The sequence below is a fragment of the Kitasatospora sp. NPDC058115 genome, assembly GCF_042884635.1.
Taxonomy (GTDB): Bacteria; Actinomycetota; Actinomycetes; order Streptomycetales; family Streptomycetaceae; genus Kitasatospora.
The window spans coordinates 31,696-58,629 of record NZ_JBHVTL010000042.1 but is presented as its reverse complement, the minus strand read 5'-3'; the positions used below and the strand labels follow the sequence as shown (position 1 = coordinate 58,629).

Genomic DNA, 26,934 nt, shown 5'->3' with positions numbered 1-26,934 from the left:
TGTTTTCCGCTCCGTTTTCCGGAGTTTCATTCAGCCGACTTCGCTTTCCGCTTGTCCCCGCTCTCTCGCGGCGACTCCGGAACTGTACGGGGACGGGGCCGTCACATGCAAATCGCCCCTGCCCAGTGGTCCGGGCAGGGGCGATCCGCAGGATCGAGCGGGGTGCTCAGCGGACCTCGGTGATCTCCGGGCCGCGGGCGAACGGGTCCAGCGCGGTGTTGCCGAAGCGGTTGTCGCCCTCGCCGCCGGCCGCGACGGCGCCGCCGCCGTCGGCGACCATCTGCGCGTCCTCGGGGAGCTTCAGCACGATCGGGTCGCGGGGCGCCATCGGGGTCTCACCGCGGACGACGACCGTCTGCCGGAAGACCTGCTCCAGGATCCCGCCCACCTCGGGCTGGACGGCGGCCTGGCCGGAGATCACGCCACGGAGGAACCAGCGCGGGCCGTCGCAGCCGACGAACCGCACCAGCTGCACGCCCTGCGTGCCGTCCGGCAGCTGCACCGGGACCTGGGCGCGGAGGTGCCAGCCCAGCGGGCCCTCCTCCTCCTCGACGATGCCCCCCTGCGAGGTGATGCCGGTGGCGATCTCCTCGCGGACCTCGCCCCAGATGCCCTCCGACTTCGGGGCCGCGAAGGCCTGCAGCTGGATGGCGCTGTTGCCGAGGACCAGGGTGGCGGCCACGATCGAGTCACCGGCCACCTCCACCCGGAGTTCCATGCCCTCGACACCGGGGACCAGCAGACCCCCGAGGTCGACGCGCCCCTCCTCCGGGTTCTCCAGCTCGGAGTGGTCCCAGGGACCGTCCGGACGCGGGGCCGGCGGCAGGCCGACCCGGTCCGCCGGGTCCAGCTCGGTCACGTTCTCGCTCTCGGCGGAACCTTCGACGTCATCGGCCGTCTCGTCGGCGCTGATGGCGTCGTCGGCGAGCTGCTCGACAGCGTCCTCGCTCTTCTGGCGACGACGGAACACGGTCACTGTCCTTCCCGGTCCAAGACCGATGCGAATACCTGCTCGGCTTCCTGCGAGGCCGCGGGCAGCCTAGACCGCGGCGTGGCCGCCGGTCGACCCGAACCCGCCCTCGGCGCGTGCCGACCCAGGCAGCTCGGCCACCTCGTGGAAGCGGGCCTTCTCGACCTGCTGGATCACCAGCTGGGCGATCCGGTCCCCTCGGCGGAAGCTGACCCCCTCGCGCGGGTCCAGATTGACGACGATCACCTTGATCTCTCCACGGTACCCGGCATCGACCGTCCCTGGGGCGTTCACCAGAGCAACGCCGCAACGAGCTGCCAGTCCCGAACGCGGGTGAACGAACGCCGCGTAGCCGTCGGGCAACGCGATGGCGATGCCGGTGGGCAGCACGGCCCGCTCGCCGGGGGCCAGCTCGGCGTCGACGGTGGTCCGCAGGTCGGCGCCGGCGTCGCCGGGCTGCGCGTACGCGGGCAGCGGCAGCTCGGGGTCGATCCGCCGGATCAGGACGTCGAGGGGCTCGCGGGGGGTGGTGCTCAAGGGTTCACCTCAAAGGCTCGGGCGCGCTTCATCAGGTCGGGGTCGTCGAGGACCTTCTCGATGTCCTCGGGACGACCGTGCTTGGTGAAGTGTTCCAGCTTCACCTGGACGAAGAGGGCCTGCGCACGCACCGCGACCGGGCCCTCGGGGCCGCCGATCCGGGCCTCGGCGGCGCTGTAGACCTTCCGGCCGTGCACGCCGGTGACCCAGGCGCGCAGGTGCAGGGTGGAGCCGACCGGCACCGGGGAGAGGAAGTCGGTCTCCAGCCGGCCGGTGACGGCGGGGGCGTGCAGCAGCCAGTTGAGCGTGCCGAGGGTCTCGTCCATGGCGGTGGTCAGCAGGCCGCCGTGGGCCAGGCCCGGGCCGCCCTGGTGCTCCGGGCGGACGGTGAACTCGGCGGTGACGTCGAGGCCCTCGCCGGCCACCGCGTCGATCCGCAGGCCGCCGGGGTGCTGCGGGCCGCAGCCGAAGCAGTGCTCGTAGTGGGAGCCGAGGCGGGTTCCGGGGGCGGGGGCCTCGGGGGCGCGCGGCGGGAGGACGGCCTCCGGCGGCGGCGTGGTGGGGGTCATGGGGGCGGCGGGCGCGGTGGGGGCTGTCGAACCGGTCACGCCTCCCCACCCTACCGAGCGGTAGCCGGGCCCGGGACGGGGGTTGCGTCCGGCCGCCGCCGTCACGGCGCCCACAATGGAGGGCATGTACGACGAACGCCTCACCGTGCCGCGCTCCTGGTGGCTGTTCCCGGTCGTGATCGGCCTCACGCTCGCGCTGATCCTGCTGCGCCTCAGCGCCGTGGGCGCGCTGGTCGGGCTGGTGGTCGGGATCGCCGCCGGCGCCGCCGCGATCAGCAGTTACGGCTCGGCCCGGATCCGGGTGGTCCAGGGCTCGCTGGTGGCCGGGCCGGCCCGGATCCCGGTGGACGCCCTCGGCGCCGCCCAGGCGCTCGGTCCGGCGGACGCCGCGGCCTGGCGCGGCCCGAAGGCCGACCCGCGGGCCTTCATGCTGCTGCGCAGCTACGTGCCGACCGCGCTGCGGGTCGAGGTGAGCGACCCGGCGGACCCGACGCCGTACCTCTATCTGTCGACCCGCTCGCCGATGAAGCTGGCCGAGGCCCTGGACGACGCCCGCCGCAGCGCCCGCGCCTGAGGCCCGGCCGGAGCGGACGAGCTCCGGGCGGGGCCCGGACGGGCCAGGAGACGACCGAAAGGAAAGGGACGGTACCGCCTCGGCGGTACCGTCCCTTCGCGTTCCTGGAAACGCTTTCCATCCGACCGTATGACTGGTGCGTCCGTCGCGACGGACGCCGGAGCTGCCGTCCGGCCCCGCTGCCCGGGGCCGGAAGGGGCGTCGCACCGGTCTCGCGGACACCGCGAAACCCGAGTCATGACCGCCCTGGTCCTCAGGCGCCGCAGTCCCGGCAGATCGGGTTGCCGTTCTTCTCGCTGTACAGCTGGCTGCGGTGGTGGACCAGGAAGCAGCTCATGCAGGTGAACTCGTCGGCCTGCCGCGGCAGCACCCGGACGGAGAGCTCCTCGTTCGAGAGGTCCGCGCCGGGGAGCTCCATGCCCTCGGCCGCTTCGAACTCGTCGACGTCGACCGAGCTGCCGCCCTTGTCGTTCCTGCGGGCCTTGAGCTCCTCGATGCTGTCCTCGTTGAGCTCGTCATCGGTCTTGCGTGGGGTGTCGTAGTCGGTAGCCATTTTTCGCTCTCCCCCTCCGGGTTGTGCGGTGTGTGCGGTATCTCCAGCGCACGTAACGCATGGGGGGTCGGTCTTGTGCCCGACCCGAGGCGGAGATTTTGCCTTACTTCAAGCCCCGTTACTCAATCGACACTCAGCCAGGGGTCCGTTGGGGTGATCCACTCGGGCGTTCGGGGCCTCACGCAGGGCCATCGCCGCCGCGCGCGAGCGACCGAATCGTGGACACGCTCCGTAAGCGAAGGGCCTTGCCGCGCTCGCCAATTCCCTTGCCCACCAGGGTCGGGAGCCAATCCTCCGATTCGCCCCCGATCGCCGCCGCACTCACCGACGGCGATCGGAGGGGCCGACGGAGTGATCACTCTCCGGCGTCGCCCGGTTCCCCGGAGCGACACGGTGTGAGCTTGGTCACGTTCGGGGCCGCCCCGGGCAAACCGTGGAAAATCCGCCCAAGCCCTACGCCTGCTGCCGGGCCGCCCGGCGGGCCAGCATCGCCGCCTGCCGCTCCTCGAACTTGCTCGCCTGGGCGTCGAGGCCGTCCAGGAAGACGCCGAGTTCCTGCTGGGCCTGCGCGCCGTCCGGGCCGAGGCCGGCCAGGTCCATGATCCTGAGGTGGCGCAGCACCGGCTGCAGCACGTCGTCGTGGTGGATGCGCAGGTTGTAGACGCCGCCGAGGGCGATCTGGGCGGCGGCCCGCTCGAAGCCGGGGATGCCGTGGCCGGGCATCCGGAAGTTGGTCACCACGTCGGCGACGGCGCGCATCGCCTGGTCCGGGGCGATCTCCAGGGCGGCCTTCAGCAGGTTCCGGTAGAAGACCATGTGCAGGTTCTCGTCGTTGGCGATCTTCGCGAGGAGCTGGTCGGCCAGCGGGCAGCCGGCGAAGTGGCCGGTGTTGCGGTGCGCGATGCGGGTCGCGAGCTCCTGGAAGGCCACGTAGGCGACCGACTGCAGCATGCTGTGCGCGTTGTCGGAGGAGAAGCCGTCCGACATGTGGGCCATCCGGGCCCGCTCCAGCTCGTCGGGGTCGACGGCCCGTGTGGTGAGCAGGTAGTCGCGGATGGCTATGCCGTGCCGCCCCTCCTCGGCGGTCCAGCGGTGCACCCACTCCCCCCAGGCGCCCTCGCGGCCGAACATGGTCGCGATCTCGTGGTGGTAGCTGGGGAGGTTGTCCTCGGTCAGCAGGTTGACCACGAGCGAGACCCGGCCGAGCGGGGTCACCTTGGACTGCCCGAGCTCCCAGGCCTCGCCGCCGAGCACGCCGTCGAAGTCGCGGCCCTGGCTCCACGGGACGAACTCGTGGGGCATCCACTCCTTGGCGACCTTGAGGTGCCGGTCGAGCTCCTTCTCGACGACCTCCTCCAGGGCCAGGATCAGCCGCGTGTCGGTCCAGGCGCTCGAACCGAGCGAGGTGCTGCGCTGCACGGGGGCGATGGTCACGGGTCTGGCTCCTGGGGGACGGGCACGCGCGGGACGGGCGCGTTGGGACGGGCACGCCGGAGTCCGTTCGGACGGCACTTACGGTCGCGTAGGTTACGACACCGTAAGTTGCTCGGGCCGGAAATGACAAGCCGCCCCCGCCTGGCCTTATGTCGTCTTGACGGGCCCGGCGGGGGCGGCTCGGAATGGTCGGCGCACGGACTTGGCTCACCCGGACAGCGCAACGGCCCCGCCGCGGCCCCGAGAAGGGCCGTGACGGGGCCGCGGGGGCCCGGGGAGCGCCTGCCCGGAGGGGAAGGGCGCCCGGCGTGTCCGGGGGCCGTCACCCGCCCGGGATGCGCACGCGCATGGTGAGGCCGCCGCCGGCGCGGGGGGTGGCCTCGATGGTGCCGTTGTGCGCCCGGACCACCGAGCGGACGATCGAGAGGCCGAGGCCGACCCCCTTGTCGCTGCGGGTCCGGTCGGCGCCCTTGACCCGGCGGAACGGCTCGAAGATGTGCTCCAGCTCGTACCCGGGCACGACCGGGCCGGTGTTGGAGACCACCAGCTCCCCGCCGCCGGGCACCGGGGCGGTGGTGATCTCGACCCAGCCGTCCGGGGCGTTGTAGCGGACGGCGTTCTGCAGCAGGTTGAGCGCGATCCGCTCCAGCAGGACGCCGTTGCCGGAGACCGTCGCCGGGTGCAGCGAGGCGCGCAGGTCGACCTCGCGCTTCGCCGCCTCCGCCCGGGTCTGCTCCAGGGCCCGGGTGGCCACCTCGGAGAGCTCCAGCGGACGGCGGTCGGTCAGCTCGTTGTCGCTGCGGGCGAGCAGCAGCAGGCCCTCGACGAGCTGCTCGCTGCGTTCGTTGGTGGCCAGCAGGGTCTTGCCGAGCTGCTGGAGGTCGGGCGAGGCCTGCGGGTCGGAGAGCTGGACCTCCAGCAGGGTGCGGTTGATCGCCAGCGGGGTGCGCAGCTCGTGCGAGGCGTTGGCGACGAAGCGGCGCTGGGAGTCGAAGGAGCGGTCGAGGCGCTCCAGCATGTCGTCGAAGGTGTCGGCCAGCTCCTTGAGCTCGTCGTCCGGGCCGTCCAGCTCGATCCGCCGGTGGAGGTCGGAGGAGGCCACCTCGCGGGCGGTGCGGGTGATCCGGCCGAGCGGGCGCAGCACCCGGCCGGCCATCGCGTAGCCGGCCGCGAAGGCGATCACGGCGAGGCAGACCAGCATGGTGAGCGACTTGCGCAGCAGCGTGTTGAGCGCGCTGTCGGACTTCACGGTGTGGCTGTTGGCGAGGTACTGGTTGAACTGCTCCGTGCTCATCCAGACGCCGTTCACCCGGGCTCCGGACGGGCCGAAGTCGAAGGGCGGGGGCTGGACGTCGCGCAGGGCCTGTTTGACGAAGACGTACATCAGCAGGAGCAGCACCACGCCGGCCATCAGGAACATCCCGCCGTAGAGCAGGGTGAGCCGGATCCGGATGGTGGGGCGGAACGGCAGCCAGGCGAGCATGCCGTCACCGGGCACGTAGGTGGCGTGCGAGGAGTGCAGGCGGGGGGCGCGCGGCGGGTGGGCGGGCCTGGGCGGTACGGGCCGGTCGGGCACGGCGCGCCCGCCGGTGGGCGCGCCGGAGGGCCCGCCGGCCGGGGGCGGGGTGGTCATGATGGTCCTCTCGGGGCGTCCGCCGGGGCGGGCGCGTGGGTGGGGGCCGGGATCCGGACGGGACCGCGGGTTCCGGTCGGAGCCGCGGCGTCCGGTCAGATCCGGTAGCCGGAACCCGGGACGGTGACGATCACCGGCGGGTCGCCGAGCTTGCGGCGCAGCGTCATCACGGTGACGCGCACGACGTTGGTGAACGGGTCGGTGTGCTCGTCCCAGGCCTTCTCCAGCAGCTGCTCGGCGGAGACGACGGCGCCGCCGGCCCGCATCAGCACCTCCAGGACGGCGAACTCCTTGGGGGCGAGCTGGACGGGGCGGCCGTCGCGGATGACCTCGCGGCGGCCGGGGTCGAGCGAGATGCCGGCCCGCTCCAGGACGGGGGGCAGCGGGACGGTCGCGCGGCGGCCCAGGGCGCGGACCCGGGCGACGAGTTCGCTGAAGGCGAACGGCTTCGGAAGGTAGTCGTCCGCGCCGATCTCCAGGCCCTCGACCCGGTCGCTGATGTCGCCGGAGGCGGTCAGCATGATCACCCGGGTGGCCAGGCCCTGGTCGACCACACTGCGGCAGACGTCGTCACCGTGGACGAGCGGCAGGTCGCGGTCGAGCACGACCACGTCGTAGTCGTTGACCGCGATGCGCTGGAGCGCGGCCTCCCCGTCGTAGACCACGTCGACGGCCATCGCCTCGCGGCGCAGACCGGTGGCCACTGCCTCGGCGAGCAGCTGCTCGTCCTCGACGACGAGAACCCGCACGGTGGTTGTCCCTTCTTCAGGCCGGCCCGGGAAGCGGACGCACGGCTCCGACGCTGCCTCCATCCTGCCTGGTCCGGCGGTAAGGCAGCGATAAGCTGCCCCGCGGGCACGGCTGCCCGCGGGGCGCCGCGGGTGCCCGCGGCGGGGGGTTCGTGGCGGAAGCAGTCCGGTTGGACTGTGACGCGGGCAACTTTCTTCGGCCGGGAGGTTTCCCGCCCCCGGGGGTGGGGAGGACAGCTGCACACCCGCGATCCGGTTTCTGAGCCGATCGCACCCACCCGCCGTGCGTTCATCCGCGCCGGCCCTGGGGCTGGGGCGTCACCGGGAGCGGCCGAGGGGCCGTCTCCGCGCCCGTCCGGAGATCTTCGACCGCCCGGACCGGACGCTTCCGCTGGCCACCGACACTCCAGGGCGGGGGGCGCACGACCGTGCACGTCCGACACAGTAAGGGGGCCCGTATGGACGCCTTCACCGCCGGAATCCTGCAGCGCATCGCCAATGCCGAGCAGGACCTGCACCGCGCGATCGAGGCCGGGGACGAGTTCCTCGCCGAGGTGGAACAGTCCGAGCTGGACGATCTGCGCCGTCTCGCCGCCGAGCACGGCGTGGACACGGTGCTGGAGCGCCACCGCACCGCCGCCTGATCCCAGCCCGACCCGTCGCCGGATCTCCGGCACCAGCGGCCCTGTGGGGGCCGTGCGAAATCCAGGCCCTGGCATCCCCCGTATGTCAGGGCTCTTCGTCGCCCCGGGGGCCCGTCCTCCCGACCGCACCGGCGGTGGGAGGGCGGGCCCCTTCGCGTGCTCAGTCCGCCCAGGCGTTCAGCGCGGCCAGCCGGTCCAGGAGCGGTTCGAAGACGCCGGGGGCGGCGGCCACGGTCAGCTCGCCGTCCGCGTCCCGGCCGGGGCGGCCGCCGACCAGGGCGCCGGCCTCGGCCGCGATCAGGCAGCCGGCCGAGCGGTCCCAGGGGGCCAGCCCGCGCTCGTAGTAGCCGTCCAGCCGGCCGGCGGCGACGTCGCAGAGGTCGACGGCGGCGGCGCCGCTGCGGCGGATGTCGCGGACCTCGGGCATCAGCCCGAGCACCACCTCGGCCTGCCGGACCCGCACCTCGCGGACGTAGGCGAAGCCGGTGCCGATCAGTGCCTGGCCCCACGGCGGGGCCGGGCGGGCGGCGATCGGGCGGTCGTCGCGCCGGGCGCCGCGGCCGAGCACGGCGTGGAACAGCTCGCCGCGCGCCGGGGCGTACACGACGCCGACCACCGCGCGCCCGTCCAGTTCGGCGGACACGCTGACCGCCCAGGAGGGCAGTCCGTAGAGGTAGTTGACCGTGCCGTCGAGCGGGTCGACGACCCAGCGCACCCCGCTGGTGCCGGGCCGTTCGGCGCCCTCCTCGCCGAGGTAGCCGTCCTCGGGCCGGCGGGCGGTGATCAGTTCCAGGACCAGCTTCTCGGAAGCCAGGTCCATCTCGGTGACCACGTCGACCGGGCTGCTCTTGGTGCCGGCGACCCCGAGGTCGGCGGGCCGGCCCTCCAGCAGCAGGGTGCCGGCCCGGCGGGCGGCGTCCAGGGCGACGTCGAGCAGTTCGTCGAGCAGGGCGGGATCGGGCACGGCGGGGCTGGACACGGGGTTCTCCTCCGGGGGCGGAACGGGTCAGCGCTCGGCGGCGGCCGGGCGGGGGGCGCGCGGATTGGGGCAGCAGGCCACGGCGCAGACGTCGTGGCTGGGGCCGAGCGCGCCGAGGGCGCAGCGGGTCACCGGCTCGCCGCGCTCGGCGGCGGCCCGCTCCAGGACGAGCTCCCGGACGGCGGCGGTGAACCGGGGGTCGGCGCCGACGGTGGCGGCCCGGGCGACCGGCAGGCCGAGCTCGGCGGCCTTGGCCACCGCCTCGGTGTCGAGGTCGTACTTGACCTCCATGTGGTCGGAGACGAAGCCGATCGGGACCATCACCACGGCCGGGGCGCCGTCGGCGTGCTGGGCCTCCAGGTGGTCGCAGATGTCCGGCTCCAGCCACGGGATGTGCGGGGCGCCGCTGCGGCTCTGGTAGACGAGCTCCCAGGGGCGGTCGGCGACCCCGGTGCGCTCGGCGACGGCGGCGGCGACCAGCCGGGCCACGTCCAGGTGCTGGGCGACGTAGGCGCCGCCGGGGCGTCCCCGGGCCGGGTCGTCGGGGGCGCCGGAGCTCTCGGCCATGGCGTCCGGGATCGAGTGGGTGGTGAACGCCAGCCGGGCGCCGGCCCGGACCTCCCCGGGCAGCCGGTCCAGGGCGGCCAGGGTGGCGTCGGTCATCGGCCCGACGAAGCCGGGGTGGTTGTAGAAGTGGCGCAGCTTGTCGACCCGCAGCTCCGGCAGGCCCTCGGCGGCCAGGGCGGCCAGCGCGTCGGCGAGGTTCTCCCGGTACTGGCGGCAGCCGGAGTAGCCGGCGTAGGCGCTGGTGGCCAGCACGGCGATCCGGCGGTGTCCGTCGGCGGCGATCTCGCGCAGGGTGTCGACCAGGTAGGGCGCCCAGTTGCGGTTGCCCCAGTACACCGGCAGGTCGAGTCCGTGCCCGGCGAAGTCCTCGCGCAGCGCGGCCAGCAGTGCGCGGTTCTGCCCGTTGATCGGGCTGACGCCGCCGAACAGGAAGTAGTGCTTGCCGACCTCCTGGAGCCGCTCCTTCGGGATGCCGCGGCCGCGGGTGACGTTCTCCAGGAACGGGACGACGTCCTCGGGGGCCTCGGGCCCGCCGAAGGAGAGCAGCAGCAGGGCGTCGTACGGGGCGGCGCCGGTGACGGTTGTGTTGCGCGCGTCGGACATGGAACCGATCCTGCCACCCTGAACGGGGGGGCCGGTTCCGGGGCCGCGCCCGATGCCCGGAAAATACCGTTTGCCAAGGTTCGTAAGCTGTCTTTGCCAGCGACGTTCCTTACCCCTCCGGAGCCCTCGTGCTGTCCAGCTACCGCCAGATCTTCGCCGCCCCCGGGAGTCTGGCCTTCTCCTCCACCGGGTTCATATCCCGGCTGCCGATCTCCATGACGGGGATCGGCATCGTCACCATGCTCTCCGAGCTGCGCGGCTCCTTCGGCGTGGCCGGTCTGGTCTCGGCGACGATGGCCGTGTCCGCGGCGGTCCTGGGCCCCCAGGTCTCCCGGCTGGTGGACCGGCACGGACAGCGCCGGATCATCCTGCCGGCCACCGCGCTCACCGTGGTCGCCGCGATCGGCCTGCTGCTGTCCGCCCGCTTCGAGGCGCCGGTGTGGACGCTCTTCGTGTTCGCCGCCGGCATGGGCGTGATGCCGAGCACCGGGGCGATGGTGCGGGCCCGCTGGGCGCACCTGTACCGGGACGAGGGGACGAAGCTGCACACCGCGTACTCCTTCGAGGCGGTGGTCGACGAGGTCTGCTTCATCGTCGGCCCGATCCTCGCGGTGACGCTGGCCACCGCGGTCTTCCCGGAGGCGGGCGTGCTGCTCGCCGGCGTCTTCCTGGCGGTGGGCGTGGCCCTGTTCGCCGCCCAGCGCTCCACCGAGCCGCCGGTCCATCCGGCCGCCCGGCACGTCGGCAGCCCGGTCATCCTCAACCGGGGCCTCCAGGTGCTGATCCTGACCTTCGTGTCCACCGGCGCGATCTTCGGCTCGGTCGAGGTGGTCACCGTGGCGTTCACCAAGGCGCAGGGGCACGGCGCCACCTCCGGTCCGATCCTGGCGCTCTGGGCGCTCGGCTCCTGTGTGGCCGGCGTGGTCTACGGCACCCTGAAGCCGGCCGGGTCGATGGCCGTGCGCTTCCTCGCCGGCGTGGTGTTCATGGCCGTCAGCATGGTCCCGCTGCTGCTGCTCGCCGAGAGCGTGGACGGGGTCGGCGGGCTGGTGGCGGTCGGCGGTGCGCTGCTGGTCGCCGGCATCGCCATCTCCCCCACCCTGATCACCGCGATGGCCCTGGTCGAGCGGCTGGTGCCGGCCGCGCAGCTGACCGAGGGCATGACCTGGACGACCACCGGACTGGCGCTGGGCGTCGCGGTCGGCTCCTCGGCCGGCGGCTGGGTGGTCGACGCGGCCGGGGCCGCGGCCGGCTACTGGGTGCCGCTGACCGCCGGGGTCTTCGGCGTGCTGGTCGCGCTCGCCGGGGTCGGCCGCCTGCGCGCCGGGGTGGCCGCCGAGGGGACCGCGCTGCCCTCGACCCAAACCGTGGACCTCGAACGGTGACCTGACTTACCCTCCTCCCTACCCGTGGCCTACCCGCGGGTAGGGACCGAGGTGAGCCGACGCCGTTCGGCCACGGAGCAGGAGGCGCCGCAATGCCCCAGGCCAGTACCGCGACCCCCACCCGCTGGACCAACTGGGCGGGCAACCAGAGCACCGTGCCCGCCCGGGTGGTCACCCCCGGCACGGCGGAGGAGCTGGCCAAGGAGATCCTGCGCGCCGGTGACCGGGGGCGGACCGTCAAGGCGGTCGGTTCCGGCCACTCGTTCACCGCGATCGCCTCGCCCGGCGACGGCGTGCTCGTGCGGCCGCACGCGCTGACCGCCGTGCGGGAGATCGACCGGGAGAACGGGACGGTCACCGTCGAGGCCGGTCTGCCGCTGCACCGCCTCAACCGCGTGCTCGCCGCCGCGGGCCTCTCGCTCACCAACATGGGCGACATCGAGGTGCAGACCGTGGCCGGCGCCACCAGCACCGGCACCCACGGCACCGGACGGGACTCCGGCTCGCTCGCCGCCCAGATCCGCGCCCTGGAGATCGTGCTCGCCGACGGCAGCATCCGGCGCTGCTCCCCCACCGAGGACCCGCGGCTCTTCGAGGCCGCCCGGCTCGGCCTCGGCGCGCTCGGCGTGATCACCGCGCTCACCCTCGCCGTCGAGCCGGCCTTCCTGCTCACCGCGCACGAGCAGCCGATGCGCTTCGACGAGGTGCTGGACCGGCTGGACGACCTCACCGCCGTCAACGAGCACTTCGAGTTCTACTGGTTCCCGCACACCGACCGCTGCTCCACCAAGCGGAACAACCGCAGCCAGGGCCCGGCCGCGCCGCTGCCCCGGTTCAAGGGGTGGCTGGAGGACGACTTCCTCTCCAACACCGTCTGGGAGGGCGCCTGCCGGGTCGGCCGCCGCTTCCCCGGCTCGGTGCCGGCGATCGCCGCGCTGGCCAGCCGGGCCTGGTCGGACCGCAGCTACACCGACACCGCGTACAAGGTGTTCACCAGCCCCCGCAAGGTGCGCTTCACCGAGATGGAGTACGCGGTGCCGCGCGCGGCGGCCGGCGAGGTGCTGCGCGAGCTGCGGGCGATGGTCGAGCGGTCCGGCTGGCGGATCAGCTTCCCGGTCGAGGTGCGGTTCGCCCCGGCCGACGAGGTCTGGCTCTCCACCTCGCACGGCCGGGACACCGCGTACATCGCCGTCCACCTCTACCGGGGCACCGCCGAGCAGGGGTACTTCACGGCGGTCGAGCGGCTGATGACCGAGCACCGGGGCCGCCCGCACTGGGGCAAGCTGCACACCCGCGACGCCGAGTACCTCGCCGGGGTCTACCCGCGCTTCGCCGACTTCACCGCGCTGCGCGACGAACTGGACCCGGACCGCCGCTTCGGCAACGACTACCTGCGCCGGGTGCTGGGGGCCTAGGGGGTGTTCCCCGGCGGAGCCGCCGGAGCCGCCTCCGGGGCGGCCGGGGCGGCGGGGGCGGCGGGCGGTTCGACGGCGGTGGTCGGGGCCGGGGGCTTCGGGGTCGCGGCGCCGGAGGGCTTCGCGGAGGCGGCCCCGTCGCCCGACGGCGCGGAGGGCGCGCCGGACGCGGGGGGCGCGGACGGCTCGCCGGTGGGGCGCGCGGAGGGCTTCGCGGACGGTTCCGTGCCCGGCCCCGCACCGGAACCGGCCGACGGGGAGGCCGGCGCTGCGCCGCCCCCGGTGTCCGGACGCGCGTCGGAGGCGCCGGGGCTCGGCCGCCCGGAGGCACCGCCGTCCCGGCCGGCCGAGGGCGAGGACGAGGGCACCGAGGACGGTCCGGAGGACGGTGCGTCACCCGTGGGGGCGGTCGGTTTCCGGTCGACCCGGCCACCGATCGAGGTCCCGGTGCCCGACTCGCCCTTGACCGTCGCCGACACCGGCTGCCCGGTCGCCAGCTCGAAGGCGAGGATCGGCACCATCGCGAGGGTGAACACCAGCACCGAGACCGCCGCGTACGACTTCCAGGTCCATCGGCGACGCGCCCGGACCACCTGCGGAGTGCTCCACTGCGCGGAGGGCGGCGGATCCGCCGCGGGGGCCGGCTCCGGCGCCTGCCGCAGCCCGTTCGCCAGCTGCCCCGGGCCGGCGGTCCGGTCCACCGCACCGCGCAGTTGTTCGCCGGTGCGCTTGAAGAGGTGCTGGAACACCGCACCTCCGGTGGTCGCGCCGATGCTCACCACCGCCGCGCCGAGAATGGTGCCGTACACCCCGAGTTCGGACGCGAGCACCGCCCCCACCACGGTCGCCAGTGCGCTGGCGGCGACCTGAGCCACACTCAGATCAATTCGCCTGCGACCTTCCTCGGCTCCGTCCGGGGCGGGCTTCACCTGCGGCATCAACATCCCTCGCGTCAGTACGACTGTCCTTCGAACAAGTCACTCCATCTTGCCCAAAGAAGGACACAAGGGTCGAAAATGCGGTTCTGCGCGAGAGATATATGTGAAGATGATCACCGTTCATCGGCCGATCCTCGGCCATTGGGGTCGTGCGCTCTTGAGATTCCCGTGAATCGCGGGAGACTTGAGCGGCGAGCCGCCCCTTTGGATGCCACGAATGGAGTACTGTTCGTAAAGCCTGAGCCCTGGGTCGACTTGTCGACTGCCCCTCAACCGGCAGCCTGACGAAGAGCCACGGAACAGGCACGCACGGCGACGCCCGTCCCGGACCGTCGCGTTCACTGCGCGTGCGAGGACGGCCGGGACACCCAGGCGCGACGTCGACGGATGGCGTGGCAAAAAGGCAACCGTGCCACAGCGGCGTGGACGGGCGTAGGCCCGACACGCCGGGGAACTCAGCAAGGTTGTGGCCAGTCGCGAGCGGGCAGGCCACACTCAGTACGGGAGCAGCGACGCAGGTGACGTCGGCAGGCACCACCCGGGAGGTAACCGTGCCCGAACTGCGGGTTGTGGCCGTCAGCAACGACGGCACACGGCTGGTGCTCAAGGCTGCCGACAGCACGGAGTACACCCTTCCCATCGATGAGCGGCTGCGCGCCGCCATCCGTGGCGACCGGCCCCGCCTCGGCCAGATCGAGATCGAGGTCGAGAGCCACCTCCGCCCCCGGGACATCCAGGCGCGGATACGAGCCGGTGCCTCCGCCGAGGAGGTCGCGCAGGCGGCCGGCATCTCCGTCGACCGGGTCCGCCGCTTCGAGGGTCCGGTGCTGGCCGAGCGCGCCTTCATGGCCGAGCGGGCCCGCAAGACCGCGATCCGCCGGCACGGCGAGGCCCCCGGTCCGCAGCTGGGCGAGGCGGTGGCCGAACGGCTGGCGCTGCGCGGCGCGGAGAAGGAGACCGAGCGCTGGGACTCCTGGCGGCGCGACGACGGCACGTGGGAGGTCATCCTCTCCTACCGGGCCGACGGCGAGGGCCGCAGCGCGTCCTGGACGTACGACCCGCCCCGGCGGCTGGTGCAGCCCAACGACGACGAGGCCCGCGCGCTGATCGGCGAGACGGTCGAGCGCGAGGAGGAGTCGGTCTTCCCGTTCATCCCGCGGATCGCCCGGCTCCCCCAGGAGCGGCCGCCGCGCCCGATGATCGACCGGCCCTCGGCGGACCGGATCATGTCGTCCCGCGAGGTGCGGGAGTCCCGCGAGGCCACGGCCGAGTCCCGCGACTCGCTGACCAGCCTGCTGGACGTGGTGCCCGCGTTCCGCGGCGACCTCGCGGTCGGCGCGCCGCCGCCGATCGAGCCGGTGCCCGCCGAGGTCGCCGAGGAGGCGGAGGAGCCGGCCGCCGCCGCTCCCGCGGTGGGCGCGGGCTCGGCGTACGCGGACATCCTGATGCCGCGCGCGGTCGCGCCGCACCGGGAGCGGCTGGTCGGCACCACCGACCGGCAGGCCGAGGCGGACGGCGTCCGGCCCGGCCGCCGGGCCACCGTGCCGAGCTGGGACGAGATCGTCTTCGGCAGCCGGCGCAAGAAGCAGGAGTAGCGGGAACCCACACGCGCGAGGGGCGGACGGCCGTGGCCGTCCGCCCCTCGCGCGTCCCGGCTCACCCGGGCTGGTCGGTGACGGCGACGGGGCGCGCCGGGTCACTGGACCACTCGCTCCAGGAGCCCGGGTAGAGGGTGGCCGGCAGGCCGGCGACCGCGAGGGCCAGGATCTGGTGCGCGGCCGTCACCCCCGAGCCGCAGTAGACGGCGGTCTCCCGCTCGCCCGCGCCCAGCGCCCGGAAGCGGGCGGCGAGTTCGGCGGCGGGCCGGAAGCGGCCGTCCGGGCCGACGTTCTCGGTGGTCGGCGCGGAGACGGCGCCGGGGATGTGGCCGGCCCGCGGGTCGATCGGCTCGGTCTCGCCCCGGTAGCGCTCCCCCGCCCGGGCGTCCAGCAGCAGCGCCTCGCGGGCCCAGGCGGCGGCGCCGTCCGCGTCGGTCACCGGAAGCCGGCCCGGCACCGGCTTGAAGTCGCCCTCCCCGGCCGGCGGCACCTCGATGCCGACCGGCAGTCCGGCCTCCCGCCAGGCCGCGTAACCGCCGTCCAGCACCCGGACGTCCGGGTGGCCGGCCCAGCGCAGCAGCCACCAGGCGCGGGCGGCGGCCATCGCGGTGGCGCCGTCGTAGACCACCACCGGACGGTCGGCCGAGACGCCGCAGCGGCGCAGCGCGGCACCGAACTCCTCCGGGTCGGGCAGCGGGTGGCGGCCGCCGCGGCCGGGCGGGCCGGCCGGGGCGGCGAGGTCGGTGTCGAGGGCGAGGAAGTGGGCGCCGGGGAGGTGACCGGCGGTGTAGTCCTCGATGCCGGGCGGGCCGCCGAGCTGCCAGCGCACGTCGAGCAGGACCGGCGGGAGCGCGGAGCCGAGCGCTTCGGCCAGTTCGGTCACCGACACCAGCGGGGAGTCATCGTGAAGCGTGGTCATGGCGGTCATTCTGGCGCAGGGCGACCGCGCCGGTGCTCTTTGTGCGGTCTTTGCCGGACTTTCCGCGCGGCCCGAGGGTTCGACGCGCGCCACGGTGGAAGCATCACCCTCACTGCGCCGTTTCGTGCGCCGTCCGTCCCCTGAGGAGACCTGTCATGTCCGCGCTGACACTCCGGCTGGCCCAGGGCACCCCGTGCTGGGTCAGCCTGATGACCGACGACCTGCCCGGAGCCCGGGCGTTCTACGGCGAACTGCTCGGCTGGACGTTCACCCCGGGGCCCGCGCAGCTCGGCGCGTACGTGCGGGCCCGGCTCGGCGAGGAGCCGGTGGCCGGGCTCGGGCTGTCCGCGGTGACCGGCTTCCCGGTGCAGTGGACCACCTACTTCGCGGTGGACAGCGCGGACCGCTCGGCCCAGCTGGTGCGGGAGTGCGGCGGCACGGTCGCGGTCGGACCGCTGCAGGCGGAGCGGGCCGGACGGCTGGCGATCGCGGCGGACGTCTCGGGCGCGGTCTTCGGGCTCTGGCAGGGCGAGGAGCACCTCGGCCGGGAGGCCGGCCCCGAGCCGGGCGGGCCGGCCTGGGCGGAGCTGCTCACCCCGGACGCGGACGGCGCGACGGTCTTCTACCGCGCGGTGCTCGGGGTGCCGGTCGCGGAGGCCGACGGCGGATCGGCGCTGCTGGTCGGCGGCCGGCCGGTGGCCGGGATCCGGCGCGACGCCGAGCTGCGCGGGCACCCGCCGCGCTGGCGCACCCACTTCGCCGTCACCGACGCGGAACTGACGGCCCGCCGGACGGTGGAGCTGGGCGGCCGGGTCCTGGTGGGGCCGCACGCGACGCCCCGCGGCCTCGCGGCCCGGCTGGCGGACCCGCGCGGCGGGCACTTCTCGGTGCTGGAAGGCCTCTAGGGTCTGTCTCTTGGATCCTTACCGGGTCCGCGACGCCTGGGCACGCACGCCCCCAGCCTCCGGCCGGGAGGTACCCCCACGCCGCGTTGTCGTCGGTCGCCAATGGCCCCCAGCCTGGCGGCCGGGAGGTGCCCCCACCGCAGTGGCTCCCTCCTCCGCCTTGCGATGCACGCACCCAGACGCCGCGGCCTGATCCGACAAAATCCAAGAGACAGACCCTAGGCCGAGGACCCGCTCAGGCCTGCTGGTCCTCGAAGGGGAGGACGTCCGGGGAGAGGACGGCGGCGCGGGCGGTGGCGGCGGTGAGGCGACGGCGGTGGTGGCGACGGCAGAGCACCTCGTAGCCGACCTCGTCCTCGCGCACCGAGATGTCGCCGATCACCACCTGAGCGCCCTCCACCACCATGACGCCCCCGACGGTGCGGGCGTTGTGGGTGGCCCGGGCGCCGCACCAGCAGAGCGCCTCGACCTGGAGCACCTCGACCCGGTCGGCGAGTTCGATCAGCCGCTGCGAGCCGGGGAAGAGCCGGGTGCGGAAGTCGGTGGTGATGCCGAAGGTGTAGACGTCGATGTCGAGTTCGTCCACGACGCGGGCGAGCTGGTCGATCTGGCCGGGGGTGAAGAACTGGGCCTCGTCGCAGATCAGGTAGTCGACCCGGCCGCCGGCCGAGAGCCGGTGCACCACGTGGGCGTGGAAGTCGAAGTCGTCGGCCACCTCGACGGCGTCGGCGCGCAGGCCGAGGCGGCTGGAAATGGTGGCCGCGCCGGCCCGGTCGTTGCGGGTGAGGATGATCCCCTGCCGGCCGCGGGCGGCGTGGTTGTGGTCCATCTGGAGCGCGAGCGTCGACTTCCCGCAGTCCATCGTGCCGGAGAAGAACACCAGTTCAGCCATGGGTGGTGCAAAGGCCTTTCGCATCGAGGGAATTCAGCGGCGGAATTCGAGCAGCGGCACGTACTGCTCGACCGGGGTCATCGAACCGTGCAGGCCGATCATCGCGGACTCGCCGGGCTCGTTGCGGGAGGCGGTGATCGCGATGTCGTCGCGGGCGGCGGCGACCACGTCGCCGATCCGGTGGTAGACCCGCTCGTCGACCGCGGGGCCGAACCAGCCGGCCCCGATCGCCTGGTCGCGGGTGGCCACCCACATCCGGTCGCCGAGCACCTCGCTCCACACCGCGTGGACGTCGGCGGCGGCGCCGGGGACGGCGTAGACGTGGCGGGCCCGGCCCTCGCCGCCGAGCAGGGCGACGCCGGCGCCGAGCTCCCAGTCCTCGTCGAAGTCGATCCGGTCCTCGGGGGCGATGTCGATCATGCCGTGGTCGGCGGTGACGTACATCACCGAGCGCGGCGGCAGCTGTTCGGCGAGCCGGCGGGCCAGCCGGTCGACCGCGTCCAGGGTCATCCGCCACTCGTCGGAGTCCACGCCGAAGCGGTGGCCCGCGCCGTCCAGTTCGCTGACGTAGGTGTAGACCAGCGCGCGGTCGTGCTCGGCCAGCCAGGCGGCGGCCCGGTCCATCCGCTCCTCGCCGGTGGTGCGGCCCAGGAAGGTGCCGCCGGAGAGCGCGACCCGGGTGAGCGGGGTCTGGGCGAACAGCGGGGAGGAGACCTGGGCGGTGGCCACCCCGGCGGCGTCGACCCGCTCGAAGACGGTCGGGTACGGCTGCCAGGTGCCCGGGTCGGTGTGCGGCTGCCAGCGCAGCTGGTTCATCAGGTGCCCGGCGCCGGGCACCGCCACCGTGTAGCCGGCCAGGCCGTGCAGGCCGGGCGGGGTGCCGGTGCCGACCGAGGCCAGCGAGGTGGCGGTGGTGGACGGGAAGCCCGCGGTCAGCGGACGGCCGGTGCCGCCGAGCGAGCCGGCCGTCAGCGAGGAGAGGAACGGCGCGTACTCGGGGTGGCGCAGCAGCAGTTCCCAGCCGAGGCCGTCGACGAGGAAGACCACCGCGCGGTCGGCGGGCGCCAGCGGCAGTGCCGCCTCGAAGCCGGCCACCCCGAGGCCGGCCGCCACCGAGGGCAGCAGGTCGCAGAGCGAGCCGGTGCCGTAGGGGGGCGCGGGCGCGGCGGCGGGGTCGAGGATCTCGAAGGCGTCGTGGCCGTCGGGGGCGAAGGGCATGGTGGCGGGGGTGGCTTCCTGGCTGGCCGGTACGGTCCGGGCGGGTGGGGGCGGCGTCCGGACGGCGCGGGTCGGTGCGTGACGGCGGAGCGGGACGGCGGAGCGGCGGTACGCGTGCGGGCGCGGCGGCGGGGCGCGCCGGCGCCGCGGATCAGACGGTGGTGACGGTGGCCTCGGAGAGGGCGCGGGCGAAGACCAGGGCCTGGGCGACCGTCTCCGGGCCGTCGCCGGCCTCGCTGACCCGCAGCGAGAGGTCGTCGGCGGTGGCCGAACCGGTGTAGCCGTGGTCCGCCTCGCAGTTGGGGTCGGAGCAGCCGGCCGGTTCGAGGTCGAGGCGCTGGACGGCGCCCCAGCCGATGGTCAGCACCACCTCGCGGGGCAGGGTGCCCGGGGTGTACGTCTCCGGGTTGGCGACCATCCGGCTGACCACCACGGAATTGATCCGGTCCAGGCGCACGCTCTCGGTGGAGGTGGTGGCCAGCGGGACCGCGGGGCTGCTGCCGTCGCCGGTCTGCTCGTCGGTGTGGCTCACCACGAAGCGGGTCGGGGTCAGCACCAGCACGGTGACGTGCCGGCGGACCTCGTTGGCGTCGAAGGTCGTCTCCTGGTGCACCAGGTAGGAGCTGATCGGCTCGGGACCCACCGCGGACTCCACCGCCTCGGACACCAGGGCCGGGTAGTAGCCGCTGCGCTCGATCGCGGAACGCAGGTCCTGCGTGGTGGTGGTACCGGTCTTCGCCATAACTCCATCCTGGCATGGTCCGCCGACGAAGCGGGCGGCGCGGCGCCGAGCTTCGGACAACGGCGCCCGCGGTCCGGACGCAACCAAGGAAGGTTACAGCGTGCTCATGGCGCGCGGGCCCAGATCACTGCGGACCGGAAGGGGTGCGATGCGCACGCGCGCCCCCAGGATCGCCAGTCCGTGCGGGGCCACGACCACCGGTTCGAGGTCCACCGAGGCGACCTCCGGAAGGTCGTCGACCAGCCGCGACACCCGCAGCAGCAGCTCCTCCAGGGCGTCGGTGTCGACCGCCTCGGCACCGCGCCAGCCGAACAGCAGCGGGGCCGCCCGGACCTCGCGGACCAGCGAGGCGACGTCCTGGTCGGTGGCCGGAACCAGCCGGTGGGCGACGTCGCCGAGCAGTTCGGCGGGGGCGCCGGCCAGGCCGAAGGAGAGGATCGCGCCGACCGCCGGGTCGACGGTGGCGCCGATCACGGTGTCCACCCCGCGCGGGGCGAGCCGCTGGACCATCAGCTGGGCCTGGGCGGCGCCGCCGAGCAGGGCGTCCAGCTCCTGGTGGGCGCGGCGCAGACCGGGCTCGCCGGTCAGGTCGAGCCGGACGCTGCCGAGGTCGGGGCGGTGGCGCAGGTGGGGGGCGGTGGCCTTGAGCGCGACGGGGTAGCCGAGGGTGGCGGCGGCGCGCACCGCGCTCTCCTCGTCGGGTGCGGGCAGGGTCGGCGAGACGTCGACGCCGTACCGGGCGAGCAGGGCGGCCGCGTCGGCGTCGGGCAGGGTGATCCGGGCACCGCCGGGCTGGGTGCGGGCGGCGATCGCGGTGCGGGTGGAGAGCGCGGCCTCGACCAGGGTGCGGGCGCCCGCCTCGTCGATCCGGTCGAGTTCGGGGACCCGGGCGGTCTCCTCGGCCTCGGCCATCCGCCGGCGCCAGTCGGCGTAGTGGACGGCGTGGGAGAGGGCGCGCACGGCCCGCTCGGGCGCCGGGTAGGCGGGGATGCCGCCGGGGCGCAGCCGGCCGGGCAGGTCGGTGAGCGCCAGGTGGGCGAGGAGCAGCGGCTTGCCGGCGGCGCGGGCGCGCTCGCCGGCGTCGAGCAGCGCGGCCGCGATCTCGGGATCGTCGGAGCCGAGTTCGGGGTCGTCCGGGCCGGTGAGCCGGCCGCCCATGAACGCGTGGGCGGAGGTGCCGATCGGCGGGATGGCGACGGCGATCACCGCGTCCACCCCGGGGTCGCTCAGCGCGGTGTCCAGGGCGATCCGGAAGTTCTCGCCGGTGGCGGCGGTGGTGAGGTCGACGGGGGTGCGCGGGCGCAGGCCGGCGGAGAGGCAGGCGTCGTGGGTGAGCAGGCCGAGGGAGTCGGAGTTGCCGATCACCGCGACCCGGTCGCCGGGCGGCAGCGGCTGGAGCGCGAGCAGTTCCCCGGTGTCGTACAGCTCGGTGATGGTCTCCACCCGGGTGACGCCGGCCTGCTGGAAGAGCGCGTCGACGGTGGCGTCCTTGAGGCCGGTGGCGGTGGCGGGGACGGCGTGCCCGGGCGGCAGGCTGCCGGTGTGGCGGGCGCCCTTGACCACGACGACCGGCTTGGCCTGGGCGAGCCGGCGGGCGATCCGGGTGAACTTGCGGGGGTTGCCGAAGGACTCCAGGTAGAGGAGGACGACGTCGGTGGCCGGGTCCTCGGCCCAGTACTGGAGGAAGTCGTTGCCGGAGACGTCGGAGCGGTTGCCGACCGAGGCGAAGGAGGAGATGCCGAGGCCGCGCCGGTGGGCGGCCTCCAGCAGGGCGACGCCGATCGCGCCGGACTGGCAGAAGACGCCGAAGCCGCCGCGCGCGGGCAGCGCGGGGGCGAGCGAGGCGTTGAGCGGCCGCTCGGGGTCGGTGGAGATCAGGCCGAAGGCGTTGGGGCCGATCACCCGCATGCCGGCCGCGCGGGCCTGGCGGACCAGGGCGCGCTGGCGGTCACGGCCCTCGGGGCCGGTCTCGGCGTAGCCGGCGGTGACCACCACCAGGCCCTGGACGCCGTGGGCGCCGCACTCGGCGACCGCCTCGGGGACGGCGGAGGCGGGGACGGCGATCACCGCGAGGTCGACCGGGCCGGGGATGTCCAGGATCGAGCGGTGGACCGGGACGCCGTCCAGCTCGGTGCCGGGCGGGGCGGCGCGGTTGACCGCGTGGACCTGGCGCCCGTCCCCGGCGGATCCGGCGAGCAGGTCGCGCAGCAGGGCCCGGCCCACGGTCTGCGGGCGGCGGGAGACGCCGATCACCGCGACCGAGCGCGGGGTGAGCAGCCGCTGGACGGAGCGGGCCTCGGCGCGGTGCTCGCGGGCCCGCATGACGGCGAGCGAGGCGGCGGTGGGTTCGAGGTCGAACTCCAGGTGGACGACGCCGTCGGCGAAGCTGCGGCGCTGGACGTAGCCGGCGTCGGTGAAGACCTTCACCATCTTGCGGTTCTCCGGCAGCACCTCGGCCTGGAAGCGGCGGATGCCGCGTTCCTGGGCGACGGCGGCGATGTGCTCCAGCAGCGCGGAGGCGACGCCGCGGCCCTGGTGGGCGTCCTGGACCAGGAAGGCCACCTCGGCGTCGGTGCCGGTCTCGGAGGGGCGGCCGTCGTGGTCGATCCGGTCGTAGCGGACGGTGGCGATGAAGCGGTCGCGGACGACGACGGCGAGGCCGACCCGGTTGACGAAGTCGTGGTGGGTGAAGCGGCGGACGTCCTTGTCGGAGAGCCGGGGGTAGGGCGCGAAGAAGCGGAAGTACTTGGACTGGTCGGAGACCTGCTCGTAGAACTCGACCAGGCGGCCGGCGTCGGCGGGGGTGATCGGCCGGATCCGGGCCGTGCCGCCGTCGCGCAGGAGGATGTCGGCCTCCCAGTGCTGGGGGTACTCCGGTTCGGTTCGCGGTACCGCAGAGTCGTCCACGACCGTCAGGTTATCCGGCGGCGAGCCGAATGGCGCCGGCCGTGTGTTCACGGCAGGGTGGACAGGGCCGCTGAACGGGGATTATGCGCCGTTTATGCCCCTGAAAGAAACAATCACAACTCCCGAACGCGACGGCTCCGAGGGGTCGCCTGCGTGCAACACTGGTCTAGACAACACGTCCGTTTCCCCCATCACGGCCGTGACCAGCTTTACCGGAAAGGCACGTCTCATGGCTGAGCGCCGCGTCACCATCGGTTGGGCCGAGGGCCTGCACGCCCGTCCCGCCTCCGTCTTCGTCAAGGCCGTCGCGGCCACCGGCGTGCCGATCACCATCGCCAAGCCCGGCGGCAACCCGGTCAACGCCGGCTCCATGCTCGGCCTGCTGGCGCTCGGCGCCCAGGGCGGCGAGGAGGTCGTGCTGGCCTCCGACGCCGAGGGCGCCGACCAGGCCCTGGACCGCCTGGCCAAGCTGGTCTCGGAGGGCCTGGACGAGCTGCCCGCCGCCGCCTGAGACGGCGCCGCACGCGTCCGGAGCCCGGGCCCCGTTGGTCGGGGGGCCCGGGCTCCGGTGCGTCCGCGGCGGATCGGTGCGCGTCCCGGCGCCCGCGCGGCGGGCGGCCCGGGCCGCGCCGGGGGTCATCGGTCGGCCACCTCGACGCGCCGGCCGAAGGTCGCCGGGTCGTCCAGGTGGGTGACGATGTAGTCGGCGATGTTCGCCCGCGCGACGCGCGAGGCCCTGGGGAGGTGCCCGCCCACCACCGCCCGGTAGCCGGGCGTGGCCGGGCCGTCGGTGAGCATCGGCGCCCGGACGATCGTCCAGTCCAATGAGCCGGCCTCGATCTCGGCCTCCATCCGGCCGAGGTCGAGGTGGATGTTCCGGTAGATCCGGTCCACCACGAGCCCGGCGACGAAGCGCTGCACCGCCGGCAGGTGCCCGGTCTCCAGGCCCGCCGAGGACATCGCGACCAGCCGGCGCACGCCGCCGGCGCGGGCGGCCGCGATGACGTTGCGCACGCCCTCGGAGAACACCGTCGTGGCGCCGCGGCCGGTCACGCCCAGGGCCACCACCACGGCGTCCTTCCCCTCCAACGGGCCGGTCAGCGAGCCGGCGTCGAACACGTCGCCGCGCACCTTGGTCAGCCGTTCGTGCTCCGCCACCGGCCTGGCCGGGTCACGCAGCAGGGCGGTGACGCCGTGCCCGTCCGCCAGGGCCTTCTCGACCACCAGCCGGCCCGTGCGGCCGGCCGCTCCCACCACGACGATCTCCATGACGTCCTCCATGGGCTTGAATTCGTATAGACTATACAATCAAAATCAGGGTCGAGAGCCAACGGGAGGGTGGCCACCGGCCACCCGGAGGGGTAGCTGATCATGCGTCAACTCCAGGGGAAGATCGCACTCGTGACCGGATCCACGGCGGGCATCGGGGCGGCCACGGCGGCCGCCCTGGCCGCCGCCGGGGCCCATGTGGTGGTCTCCGGCCGCCGCGCCGAACTGGGCCACGCCGTCGTGCGGCGGATCCGCGAGCAGGGCGGGCAGGCGGAGTTCACCGCCGCCGACGTCACCGTCGAGGACGACGTCGCCCGGCTGGTGGGCGGCACCGTCGAGCGCCACGGCCGGCTGGACATCGCCTTCAACAACGCGGGCGGCGGCGGGGCGTTCGGTCCGCTGGACCGGGTCCCGGCCGAGGCCTTCGCCGAGGTGATCGCCGTCAACCTGACCGGCACCTACCACGCGCTGAAGCACGAGATCGCCGCCATGCGGGCGAACGGCGGCGGCAGCATCATCAACAACGCCTCCACCGCCGGCGTCCGGGGCACCGCCTTCGGCCTGGGCGCGTACACCGCCGCCAAGCACGGGGTGGTCGGCCTGACCCGGGCCGCCGCGCTGGAGGCCGGCCCGGCCGGGATCCGGGTGAACGCCCTGATCACCGGGCCGGTCGACACCGAGGACTTCCGCCGGCGGATCGCCGGCACACCGGGCGCGCTGGAGCAGGCCGGGGCGGCCACCGCGCTGGGGCGGATCGCCACCGAGGAGGAGGTCGCCGACGCGGTGGTCTTCCTGGGCGGCGACGCGGCCGGCTTCATCACCGGCTCGCTGTTCGAGCTGGACGGCGGCATGACCGCCGGTGTCACGGCCGGGACGATGGGACGGCCCGGCGGCGGCGCCCCGGGCCCGGGCCGGGCCGGCGGCGCCGGGGCGAACTGACCCGCCATGCTCGTCAGGACCACACGGGACACCGAGGAGTTCGCCACGCAGACCGGCGGGTGGATCGCCGGCGACCCGGTCGCCAACTCCATCCTGCTGACCCTGTTGAAAGGGGCGCAGTTCCGGCCGCCGGCCGCCCCGCCGACCACCTGGAGCCGCGTCGAGGACCCCGCGTCCGACGGCAGCCCGGTGGTCGGCGCAGCGGCCTTCACCCCGCCGCACCCGGTCGTGCTGAGCGGCATGCCGGCCGCCGCCGCGGCCGCCCTCGGTGCCGAACTCGGTGCCGAAACGGGCGCCGGGGCCGAGCGGGCGCGCGGGGTGATCGGCGCGGACCCGTCGGCCGCCGCCTTCGCCGGGGCGTGGTCCCGGACCACCGGCCGGTCCGCCCGGGCGGACCGGCGTGAGCACCTGCTGAGCCTGGACGGCCCGGCCCCGGCGGAACCGCGGCCAGCCGTGCCCGGACGCTCCCGGGCCGCCCGGCCCGAGGAGTCGGAGCTGTTCACCGACTGGTGCCTGGAGGCCGCGCACGGCGCCGGGCTCGGCCGGGAGATCGTCCGGCGCTCGCTCCGGGGCCAGATCGCCGGCGGTCTGCTGCGGGTCTGGGAGGAGGACGGACAGCCGGTCGCCGTGCTCGGCCGGACCGCCGCCGTCGCCGGGGTGACCCGCTTCAACCCGCTCTGCTCACGGCCCGGGCTGCGGCACGACGGCTGCGCGCGGGCGCTGCTCGGCGAGGCGGTGGCCGCGCTGCGCGCCGACGGTCTGACCGGCCTGGCGGTGGTCGGGGACGGCAATCCGGCGGCCCGCGGACTCTTCGAGTCGTTCGGCTTCCGCCGGGTCGGCGGCCTCTCGGAGTACCGCTTCGACTGACCGCCGGGGCTGCCCGGGGACGACTGCCGAGGGGCCCGGATCCACGGGGGATCCGGGCCCCTGCCACGGCGTCCGGATCCCGCGGCGTCCGGATCCCATCGCGCACGGATCCCGCGGCGCCCGGCGCGTCGGGGTGGTCGCGCTCAGCGGGTGGCGCGGCTCTCCCCCGGCGCCGCCGGCCGCTCGGCGGGGGCCAGCGTCCGCCAGAGCTGCCGGGCGAACGCCGCGGCCTCGCGCGGTGCCTCCGGCCCGCCCGCCGGGACGGCGGACCCGCCCCCGTACGCGGCCAGGTAGCAGGCTCCGAGCAGGAGTTGGGCCGCGGCCGCCGGGTCGGCGTCGCGGCTCACCAGACCGGCCCGCTGGGCCCGCCGCAGGTAGTCGGCCAGCAGTTCGGCGGCCCGCTGCGGCCCCGTGTTGGTGACCCGCGTCCACTCCCGGTGGCGCTCCAGCAGCCTGGGCTCGGCGAAGACGGACAGCAGCACCGGCATCGACTCCCGGTAGAACACGAGCGCCTCCTCGGCCACCTGCTGCAGGGCCGCCCGCACCTCGCCCTCGTCGGCGACCTCCTCGGGCAGCGCCCGCAGCACCGGCGGCAGGCCGGGCAGCCGCTCGGCGAGGACGGCCAGGAAGACGTCCTCCTTGCTGCGGAAGTGCCGGTAGATGGTGCCCTCGGAACAGCCCGCCCCCTCGGCGATCTCCTTGGTCGTGCAACGGGCCAGGCCGAGGTCCCTGATCACCCGCTCGGCGGCGTCGACGATCTGCTCGCGCATGCTCATGAAGGCTCCGAGGGACGGGGCGGCCGGTTCCGGACCGGGCTGCGGCTGCGGAGGGGTATCCGAAGGATAGCGGGCGGTGAGTATCCGCTCACGGGTTTCGACCAGCAGGCCGGTCCCGGCCCCGGAAGCCGGTGCGGGTATGTGCTCACTCACCGTCTGTCCGGATCCGTCGCGGTTTCCTCCCCCACCCGCCCCCTCGCCTTGCGTCCCGCGCAACGGCGCGCCTAAGGTCTTGTCCCGGGCGGATGGGGATCACGGCATTGGAACGCACGAGGGGCCGATAGGACGGCTGCACCGTGCCGGTTATTCGGACGTGCCCGGAAACTCCATTTCCCCGCTCCAGGAAACACCC

Annotated in this window: 26 protein-coding genes; 9 read left to right on the top strand and 17 right to left on the bottom strand. The window is 74.4% G+C overall.

The window, feature by feature from the left end:
* Window positions 1-166: 166 nt before the first annotated feature.
* The 3 genes from ACFVVL_RS32815 to ACFVVL_RS32805 form a co-directional block, all read right to left on the bottom strand.
* Entirely contained in the window at window positions 167-970 is an 804-nt protein-coding gene (locus ACFVVL_RS32815) for a DUF3710 domain-containing protein (RefSeq protein ID WP_380296244.1), read from the bottom strand.
* A 69-nt stretch (window positions 971-1,039) separates the two neighbouring features.
* Window positions 1,040-1,507: a dUTP diphosphatase gene (gene dut, locus ACFVVL_RS32810; RefSeq protein WP_350572406.1), complete on the bottom strand. Its 468-nt coding sequence runs from the start codon at window positions 1,505-1,507 to the stop codon at window positions 1,040-1,042.
* Window positions 1,504-2,076: a PaaI family thioesterase gene (locus tag ACFVVL_RS32805; RefSeq protein ID WP_380296260.1), complete on the bottom strand. Its 573-nt coding sequence runs from the start codon at window positions 2,074-2,076 to the stop codon at window positions 1,504-1,506. The genes dut and ACFVVL_RS32805 overlap by 4 nt, the downstream gene beginning before the upstream one ends.
* A gap of 124 nt (window positions 2,077-2,200) precedes the next feature.
* Here ACFVVL_RS32805 and ACFVVL_RS32800 point away from each other — a divergent pair, with 124 nt between their 5' ends.
* A complete protein-coding gene (locus tag ACFVVL_RS32800; RefSeq protein WP_380296245.1) occupies window positions 2,201-2,650 on the top strand; it encodes a DUF3093 domain-containing protein in 450 nt (149 codons plus the stop codon).
* A gap of 253 nt (window positions 2,651-2,903) precedes the next feature.
* Here the strand turns inward: ACFVVL_RS32800 and ACFVVL_RS32795 are convergent, their stop codons facing one another.
* The 4 genes from ACFVVL_RS32795 to ACFVVL_RS32780 all read right to left on the bottom strand — a co-directional run bounded on the left by ACFVVL_RS32795 (window position 2,904) and on the right by ACFVVL_RS32780 (window position 7,019).
* Complete coding sequence (locus ACFVVL_RS32795; protein WP_327681335.1) at window positions 2,904-3,203, bottom strand: DUF4193 domain-containing protein; 300 nt, start codon at window positions 3,201-3,203, stop codon at window positions 2,904-2,906.
* A gap of 453 nt (window positions 3,204-3,656) precedes the next feature.
* Window positions 3,657-4,637, bottom strand: a complete 981-nt coding sequence (locus tag ACFVVL_RS32790; RefSeq protein WP_380296246.1) for an acyl-ACP desaturase — start codon at window positions 4,635-4,637, stop codon at window positions 3,657-3,659.
* Window positions 4,638-4,959: 322 nt separating this feature from the next.
* The gene (locus ACFVVL_RS32785; protein ID WP_380296247.1) at window positions 4,960-6,270 is read right to left on the bottom strand and encodes a sensor histidine kinase; all 1,311 of its coding nucleotides are present in this window, start codon (window positions 6,268-6,270) and stop codon (window positions 4,960-4,962) included.
* Window positions 6,271-6,365: 95 nt separating this feature from the next.
* Window positions 6,366-7,019: a response regulator transcription factor gene (locus ACFVVL_RS32780; RefSeq protein WP_148642660.1), complete on the bottom strand. Its 654-nt coding sequence runs from the start codon at window positions 7,017-7,019 to the stop codon at window positions 6,366-6,368.
* A 458-nt stretch (window positions 7,020-7,477) separates the two neighbouring features.
* Here ACFVVL_RS32780 and ACFVVL_RS32775 point away from each other — a divergent pair, with 458 nt between their 5' ends.
* Window positions 7,478-7,663 (top strand): hypothetical protein, encoded by a 186-nt coding sequence (locus tag ACFVVL_RS32775; RefSeq protein WP_030301315.1) that lies wholly within the window; start codon window positions 7,478-7,480, stop codon window positions 7,661-7,663.
* Between the two features lie 160 nt (window positions 7,664-7,823).
* Here ACFVVL_RS32775 and ACFVVL_RS32770 read toward each other — a convergent pair whose 3' ends face one another.
* Both ACFVVL_RS32770 and ACFVVL_RS32765 read right to left on the bottom strand, forming a co-directional pair.
* Window positions 7,824-8,627, bottom strand: coding sequence for an inositol monophosphatase family protein (locus tag ACFVVL_RS32770; protein ID WP_387681712.1), 804 nt, complete (start codon window positions 8,625-8,627; stop codon window positions 7,824-7,826).
* Window positions 8,628-8,669: 42 nt separating this feature from the next.
* Entirely contained in the window at window positions 8,670-9,812 is a 1,143-nt protein-coding gene (locus ACFVVL_RS32765; protein ID WP_380296249.1) for a ferrochelatase, read from the bottom strand.
* 128 nt (window positions 9,813-9,940) lie between these two features.
* On the opposite strand from ACFVVL_RS32765, the gene ACFVVL_RS32760 reads away from it, so the two are divergent.
* A complete protein-coding gene (locus ACFVVL_RS32760; protein ID WP_387681701.1) occupies window positions 9,941-11,197 on the top strand; it encodes an MFS transporter in 1,257 nt (418 codons plus the stop codon).
* A 92-nt stretch (window positions 11,198-11,289) separates the two neighbouring features.
* The gene (locus ACFVVL_RS32755; RefSeq protein WP_380296251.1) at window positions 11,290-12,612 is read left to right on the top strand and encodes a D-arabinono-1,4-lactone oxidase; all 1,323 of its coding nucleotides are present in this window, start codon (window positions 11,290-11,292) and stop codon (window positions 12,610-12,612) included.
* Here ACFVVL_RS32755 and ACFVVL_RS32750 read toward each other — a convergent pair.
* On the bottom strand, window positions 12,609-13,487 hold the full coding sequence (locus ACFVVL_RS32750) for a hypothetical protein (RefSeq protein ID WP_387681698.1): 879 nt from the start codon (window positions 13,485-13,487) through the stop codon (window positions 12,609-12,611). The two genes, ACFVVL_RS32755 and ACFVVL_RS32750, sit on opposite strands and share 4 nt — an antisense overlap.
* A gap of 581 nt (window positions 13,488-14,068) precedes the next feature.
* Between ACFVVL_RS32750 and sepH the strand changes: the two genes are divergently transcribed.
* Window positions 14,069-15,145: a septation protein SepH gene (sepH, locus tag ACFVVL_RS32745; protein ID WP_380296254.1), complete on the top strand. Its 1,077-nt coding sequence runs from the start codon at window positions 14,069-14,071 to the stop codon at window positions 15,143-15,145.
* 61 nt (window positions 15,146-15,206) lie between these two features.
* On the opposite strand, the gene ACFVVL_RS32740 is transcribed toward sepH, so the two are convergent.
* A complete protein-coding gene (locus ACFVVL_RS32740) occupies window positions 15,207-16,067 on the bottom strand; it encodes a sulfurtransferase (protein WP_380296256.1) in 861 nt (286 codons plus the stop codon).
* A 155-nt stretch (window positions 16,068-16,222) separates the two neighbouring features.
* Between ACFVVL_RS32740 and ACFVVL_RS32735 the strand changes: the two genes are divergently transcribed.
* Window positions 16,223-16,972 carry a VOC family protein gene (locus ACFVVL_RS32735; protein ID WP_387681693.1) on the top strand — a complete coding sequence of 250 codons (750 nt, stop codon included), beginning with the start codon at window positions 16,223-16,225 and terminating at the stop codon, window positions 16,970-16,972.
* Between the two features lie 235 nt (window positions 16,973-17,207).
* Here ACFVVL_RS32735 and ACFVVL_RS32730 read toward each other — a convergent pair whose 3' ends face one another.
* From ACFVVL_RS32730 to ACFVVL_RS32715, 4 genes are all read right to left on the bottom strand, one after another.
* Window positions 17,208-17,864 (bottom strand): thymidine kinase, encoded by a 657-nt coding sequence (locus tag ACFVVL_RS32730; protein ID WP_380295647.1) that lies wholly within the window; start codon window positions 17,862-17,864, stop codon window positions 17,208-17,210.
* A gap of 33 nt (window positions 17,865-17,897) precedes the next feature.
* Complete coding sequence (locus ACFVVL_RS32725; RefSeq protein WP_380295649.1) at window positions 17,898-19,082, bottom strand: alkaline phosphatase family protein; 1,185 nt, start codon at window positions 19,080-19,082, stop codon at window positions 17,898-17,900.
* 151 nt (window positions 19,083-19,233) lie between these two features.
* Entirely contained in the window at window positions 19,234-19,824 is a 591-nt protein-coding gene (locus ACFVVL_RS32720) for a DUF5998 family protein (RefSeq protein ID WP_380295651.1), read from the bottom strand.
* 93 nt (window positions 19,825-19,917) lie between these two features.
* Complete coding sequence (locus tag ACFVVL_RS32715) at window positions 19,918-22,731, bottom strand: GNAT family N-acetyltransferase (RefSeq protein WP_387681688.1); 2,814 nt, start codon at window positions 22,729-22,731, stop codon at window positions 19,918-19,920.
* Between the two features lie 229 nt (window positions 22,732-22,960).
* Here ACFVVL_RS32715 and ACFVVL_RS32710 point away from each other — a divergent pair, with 229 nt between their 5' ends.
* Window positions 22,961-23,242, top strand: coding sequence for an HPr family phosphocarrier protein (locus ACFVVL_RS32710; protein ID WP_344332683.1), 282 nt, complete (start codon window positions 22,961-22,963; stop codon window positions 23,240-23,242).
* A 125-nt stretch (window positions 23,243-23,367) separates the two neighbouring features.
* Here the strand turns inward: ACFVVL_RS32710 and ACFVVL_RS32705 are convergent, their stop codons facing one another.
* Window positions 23,368-24,000 carry an NAD(P)-dependent oxidoreductase gene (locus ACFVVL_RS32705; RefSeq protein ID WP_387681684.1) on the bottom strand — a complete coding sequence of 211 codons (633 nt, stop codon included), beginning with the start codon at window positions 23,998-24,000 and terminating at the stop codon, window positions 23,368-23,370.
* 132 nt (window positions 24,001-24,132) lie between these two features.
* On the opposite strand from ACFVVL_RS32705, the gene ACFVVL_RS32700 reads away from it, so the two are divergent.
* On the top strand, window positions 24,133-24,939 hold the full coding sequence (locus tag ACFVVL_RS32700) for an SDR family NAD(P)-dependent oxidoreductase (RefSeq protein ID WP_387681681.1): 807 nt from the start codon (window positions 24,133-24,135) through the stop codon (window positions 24,937-24,939).
* Window positions 24,940-24,945: 6 nt separating this feature from the next.
* Complete coding sequence (locus tag ACFVVL_RS32695) at window positions 24,946-25,806, top strand: GNAT family N-acetyltransferase (protein WP_387681678.1); 861 nt, start codon at window positions 24,946-24,948, stop codon at window positions 25,804-25,806.
* Window positions 25,807-25,949: 143 nt separating this feature from the next.
* Here ACFVVL_RS32695 and ACFVVL_RS32690 read toward each other — a convergent pair whose 3' ends face one another.
* Window positions 25,950-26,582: a TetR/AcrR family transcriptional regulator gene (locus ACFVVL_RS32690; RefSeq protein WP_387681675.1), complete on the bottom strand. Its 633-nt coding sequence runs from the start codon at window positions 26,580-26,582 to the stop codon at window positions 25,950-25,952.
* Window positions 26,583-26,934: the final 352 nt, after the last annotated feature.

Excerpts from the sequence above, each read along its gene's own strand:
- ACFVVL_RS32730 (WP_380295647.1), bottom strand. The coding sequence starts at position 17,864 with ATGGCTGAACTGGTGTTCTTCTCCGGCACGATGGACTGCGGGAAGTCG.
- ACFVVL_RS32690 (WP_387681675.1), bottom strand. The coding sequence starts at position 26,582 with ATGAGCATGCGCGAGCAGATCGTCGACGCCGCCGAGCGGGTGATCAGG.
- ACFVVL_RS32720 (WP_380295651.1), bottom strand. The coding sequence starts at position 19,824 with ATGGCGAAGACCGGTACCACCACCACGCAGGACCTGCGTTCCGCGATC.
- ACFVVL_RS32785 (WP_380296247.1), bottom strand. The coding sequence starts at position 6,270 with ATGACCACCCCGCCCCCGGCCGGCGGGCCCTCCGGCGCGCCCACCGGC.
- ACFVVL_RS32725 (WP_380295649.1), bottom strand. The coding sequence starts at position 19,082 with ATGCCCTTCGCCCCCGACGGCCACGACGCCTTCGAGATCCTCGACCCC.
- ACFVVL_RS32695 (WP_387681678.1), top strand. The coding sequence starts at position 24,946 with ATGCTCGTCAGGACCACACGGGACACCGAGGAGTTCGCCACGCAGACC.
- ACFVVL_RS32705 (WP_387681684.1), bottom strand. The coding sequence starts at position 24,000 with ATGGAGATCGTCGTGGTGGGAGCGGCCGGCCGCACGGGCCGGCTGGTG.
- ACFVVL_RS32755 (WP_380296251.1), top strand. The coding sequence starts at position 11,290 with ATGCCCCAGGCCAGTACCGCGACCCCCACCCGCTGGACCAACTGGGCG.
- ACFVVL_RS32805 (WP_380296260.1), bottom strand. The coding sequence starts at position 2,076 with ATGACCCCCACCACGCCGCCGCCGGAGGCCGTCCTCCCGCCGCGCGCC.
- ACFVVL_RS32795 (WP_327681335.1), bottom strand. The coding sequence starts at position 3,203 with ATGGCTACCGACTACGACACCCCACGCAAGACCGATGACGAGCTCAAC.
- ACFVVL_RS32735 (WP_387681693.1), top strand. The coding sequence starts at position 16,223 with ATGTCCGCGCTGACACTCCGGCTGGCCCAGGGCACCCCGTGCTGGGTC.
- ACFVVL_RS32765 (WP_380296249.1), bottom strand. The coding sequence starts at position 9,812 with ATGTCCGACGCGCGCAACACAACCGTCACCGGCGCCGCCCCGTACGAC.
- ACFVVL_RS32775 (WP_030301315.1), top strand. The coding sequence starts at position 7,478 with ATGGACGCCTTCACCGCCGGAATCCTGCAGCGCATCGCCAATGCCGAG.
- ACFVVL_RS32740 (WP_380296256.1), bottom strand. The coding sequence starts at position 16,067 with ATGACCACGCTTCACGATGACTCCCCGCTGGTGTCGGTGACCGAACTG.
- ACFVVL_RS32800 (WP_380296245.1), top strand. The coding sequence starts at position 2,201 with ATGTACGACGAACGCCTCACCGTGCCGCGCTCCTGGTGGCTGTTCCCG.
- ACFVVL_RS32710 (WP_344332683.1), top strand. The coding sequence starts at position 22,961 with ATGGCTGAGCGCCGCGTCACCATCGGTTGGGCCGAGGGCCTGCACGCC.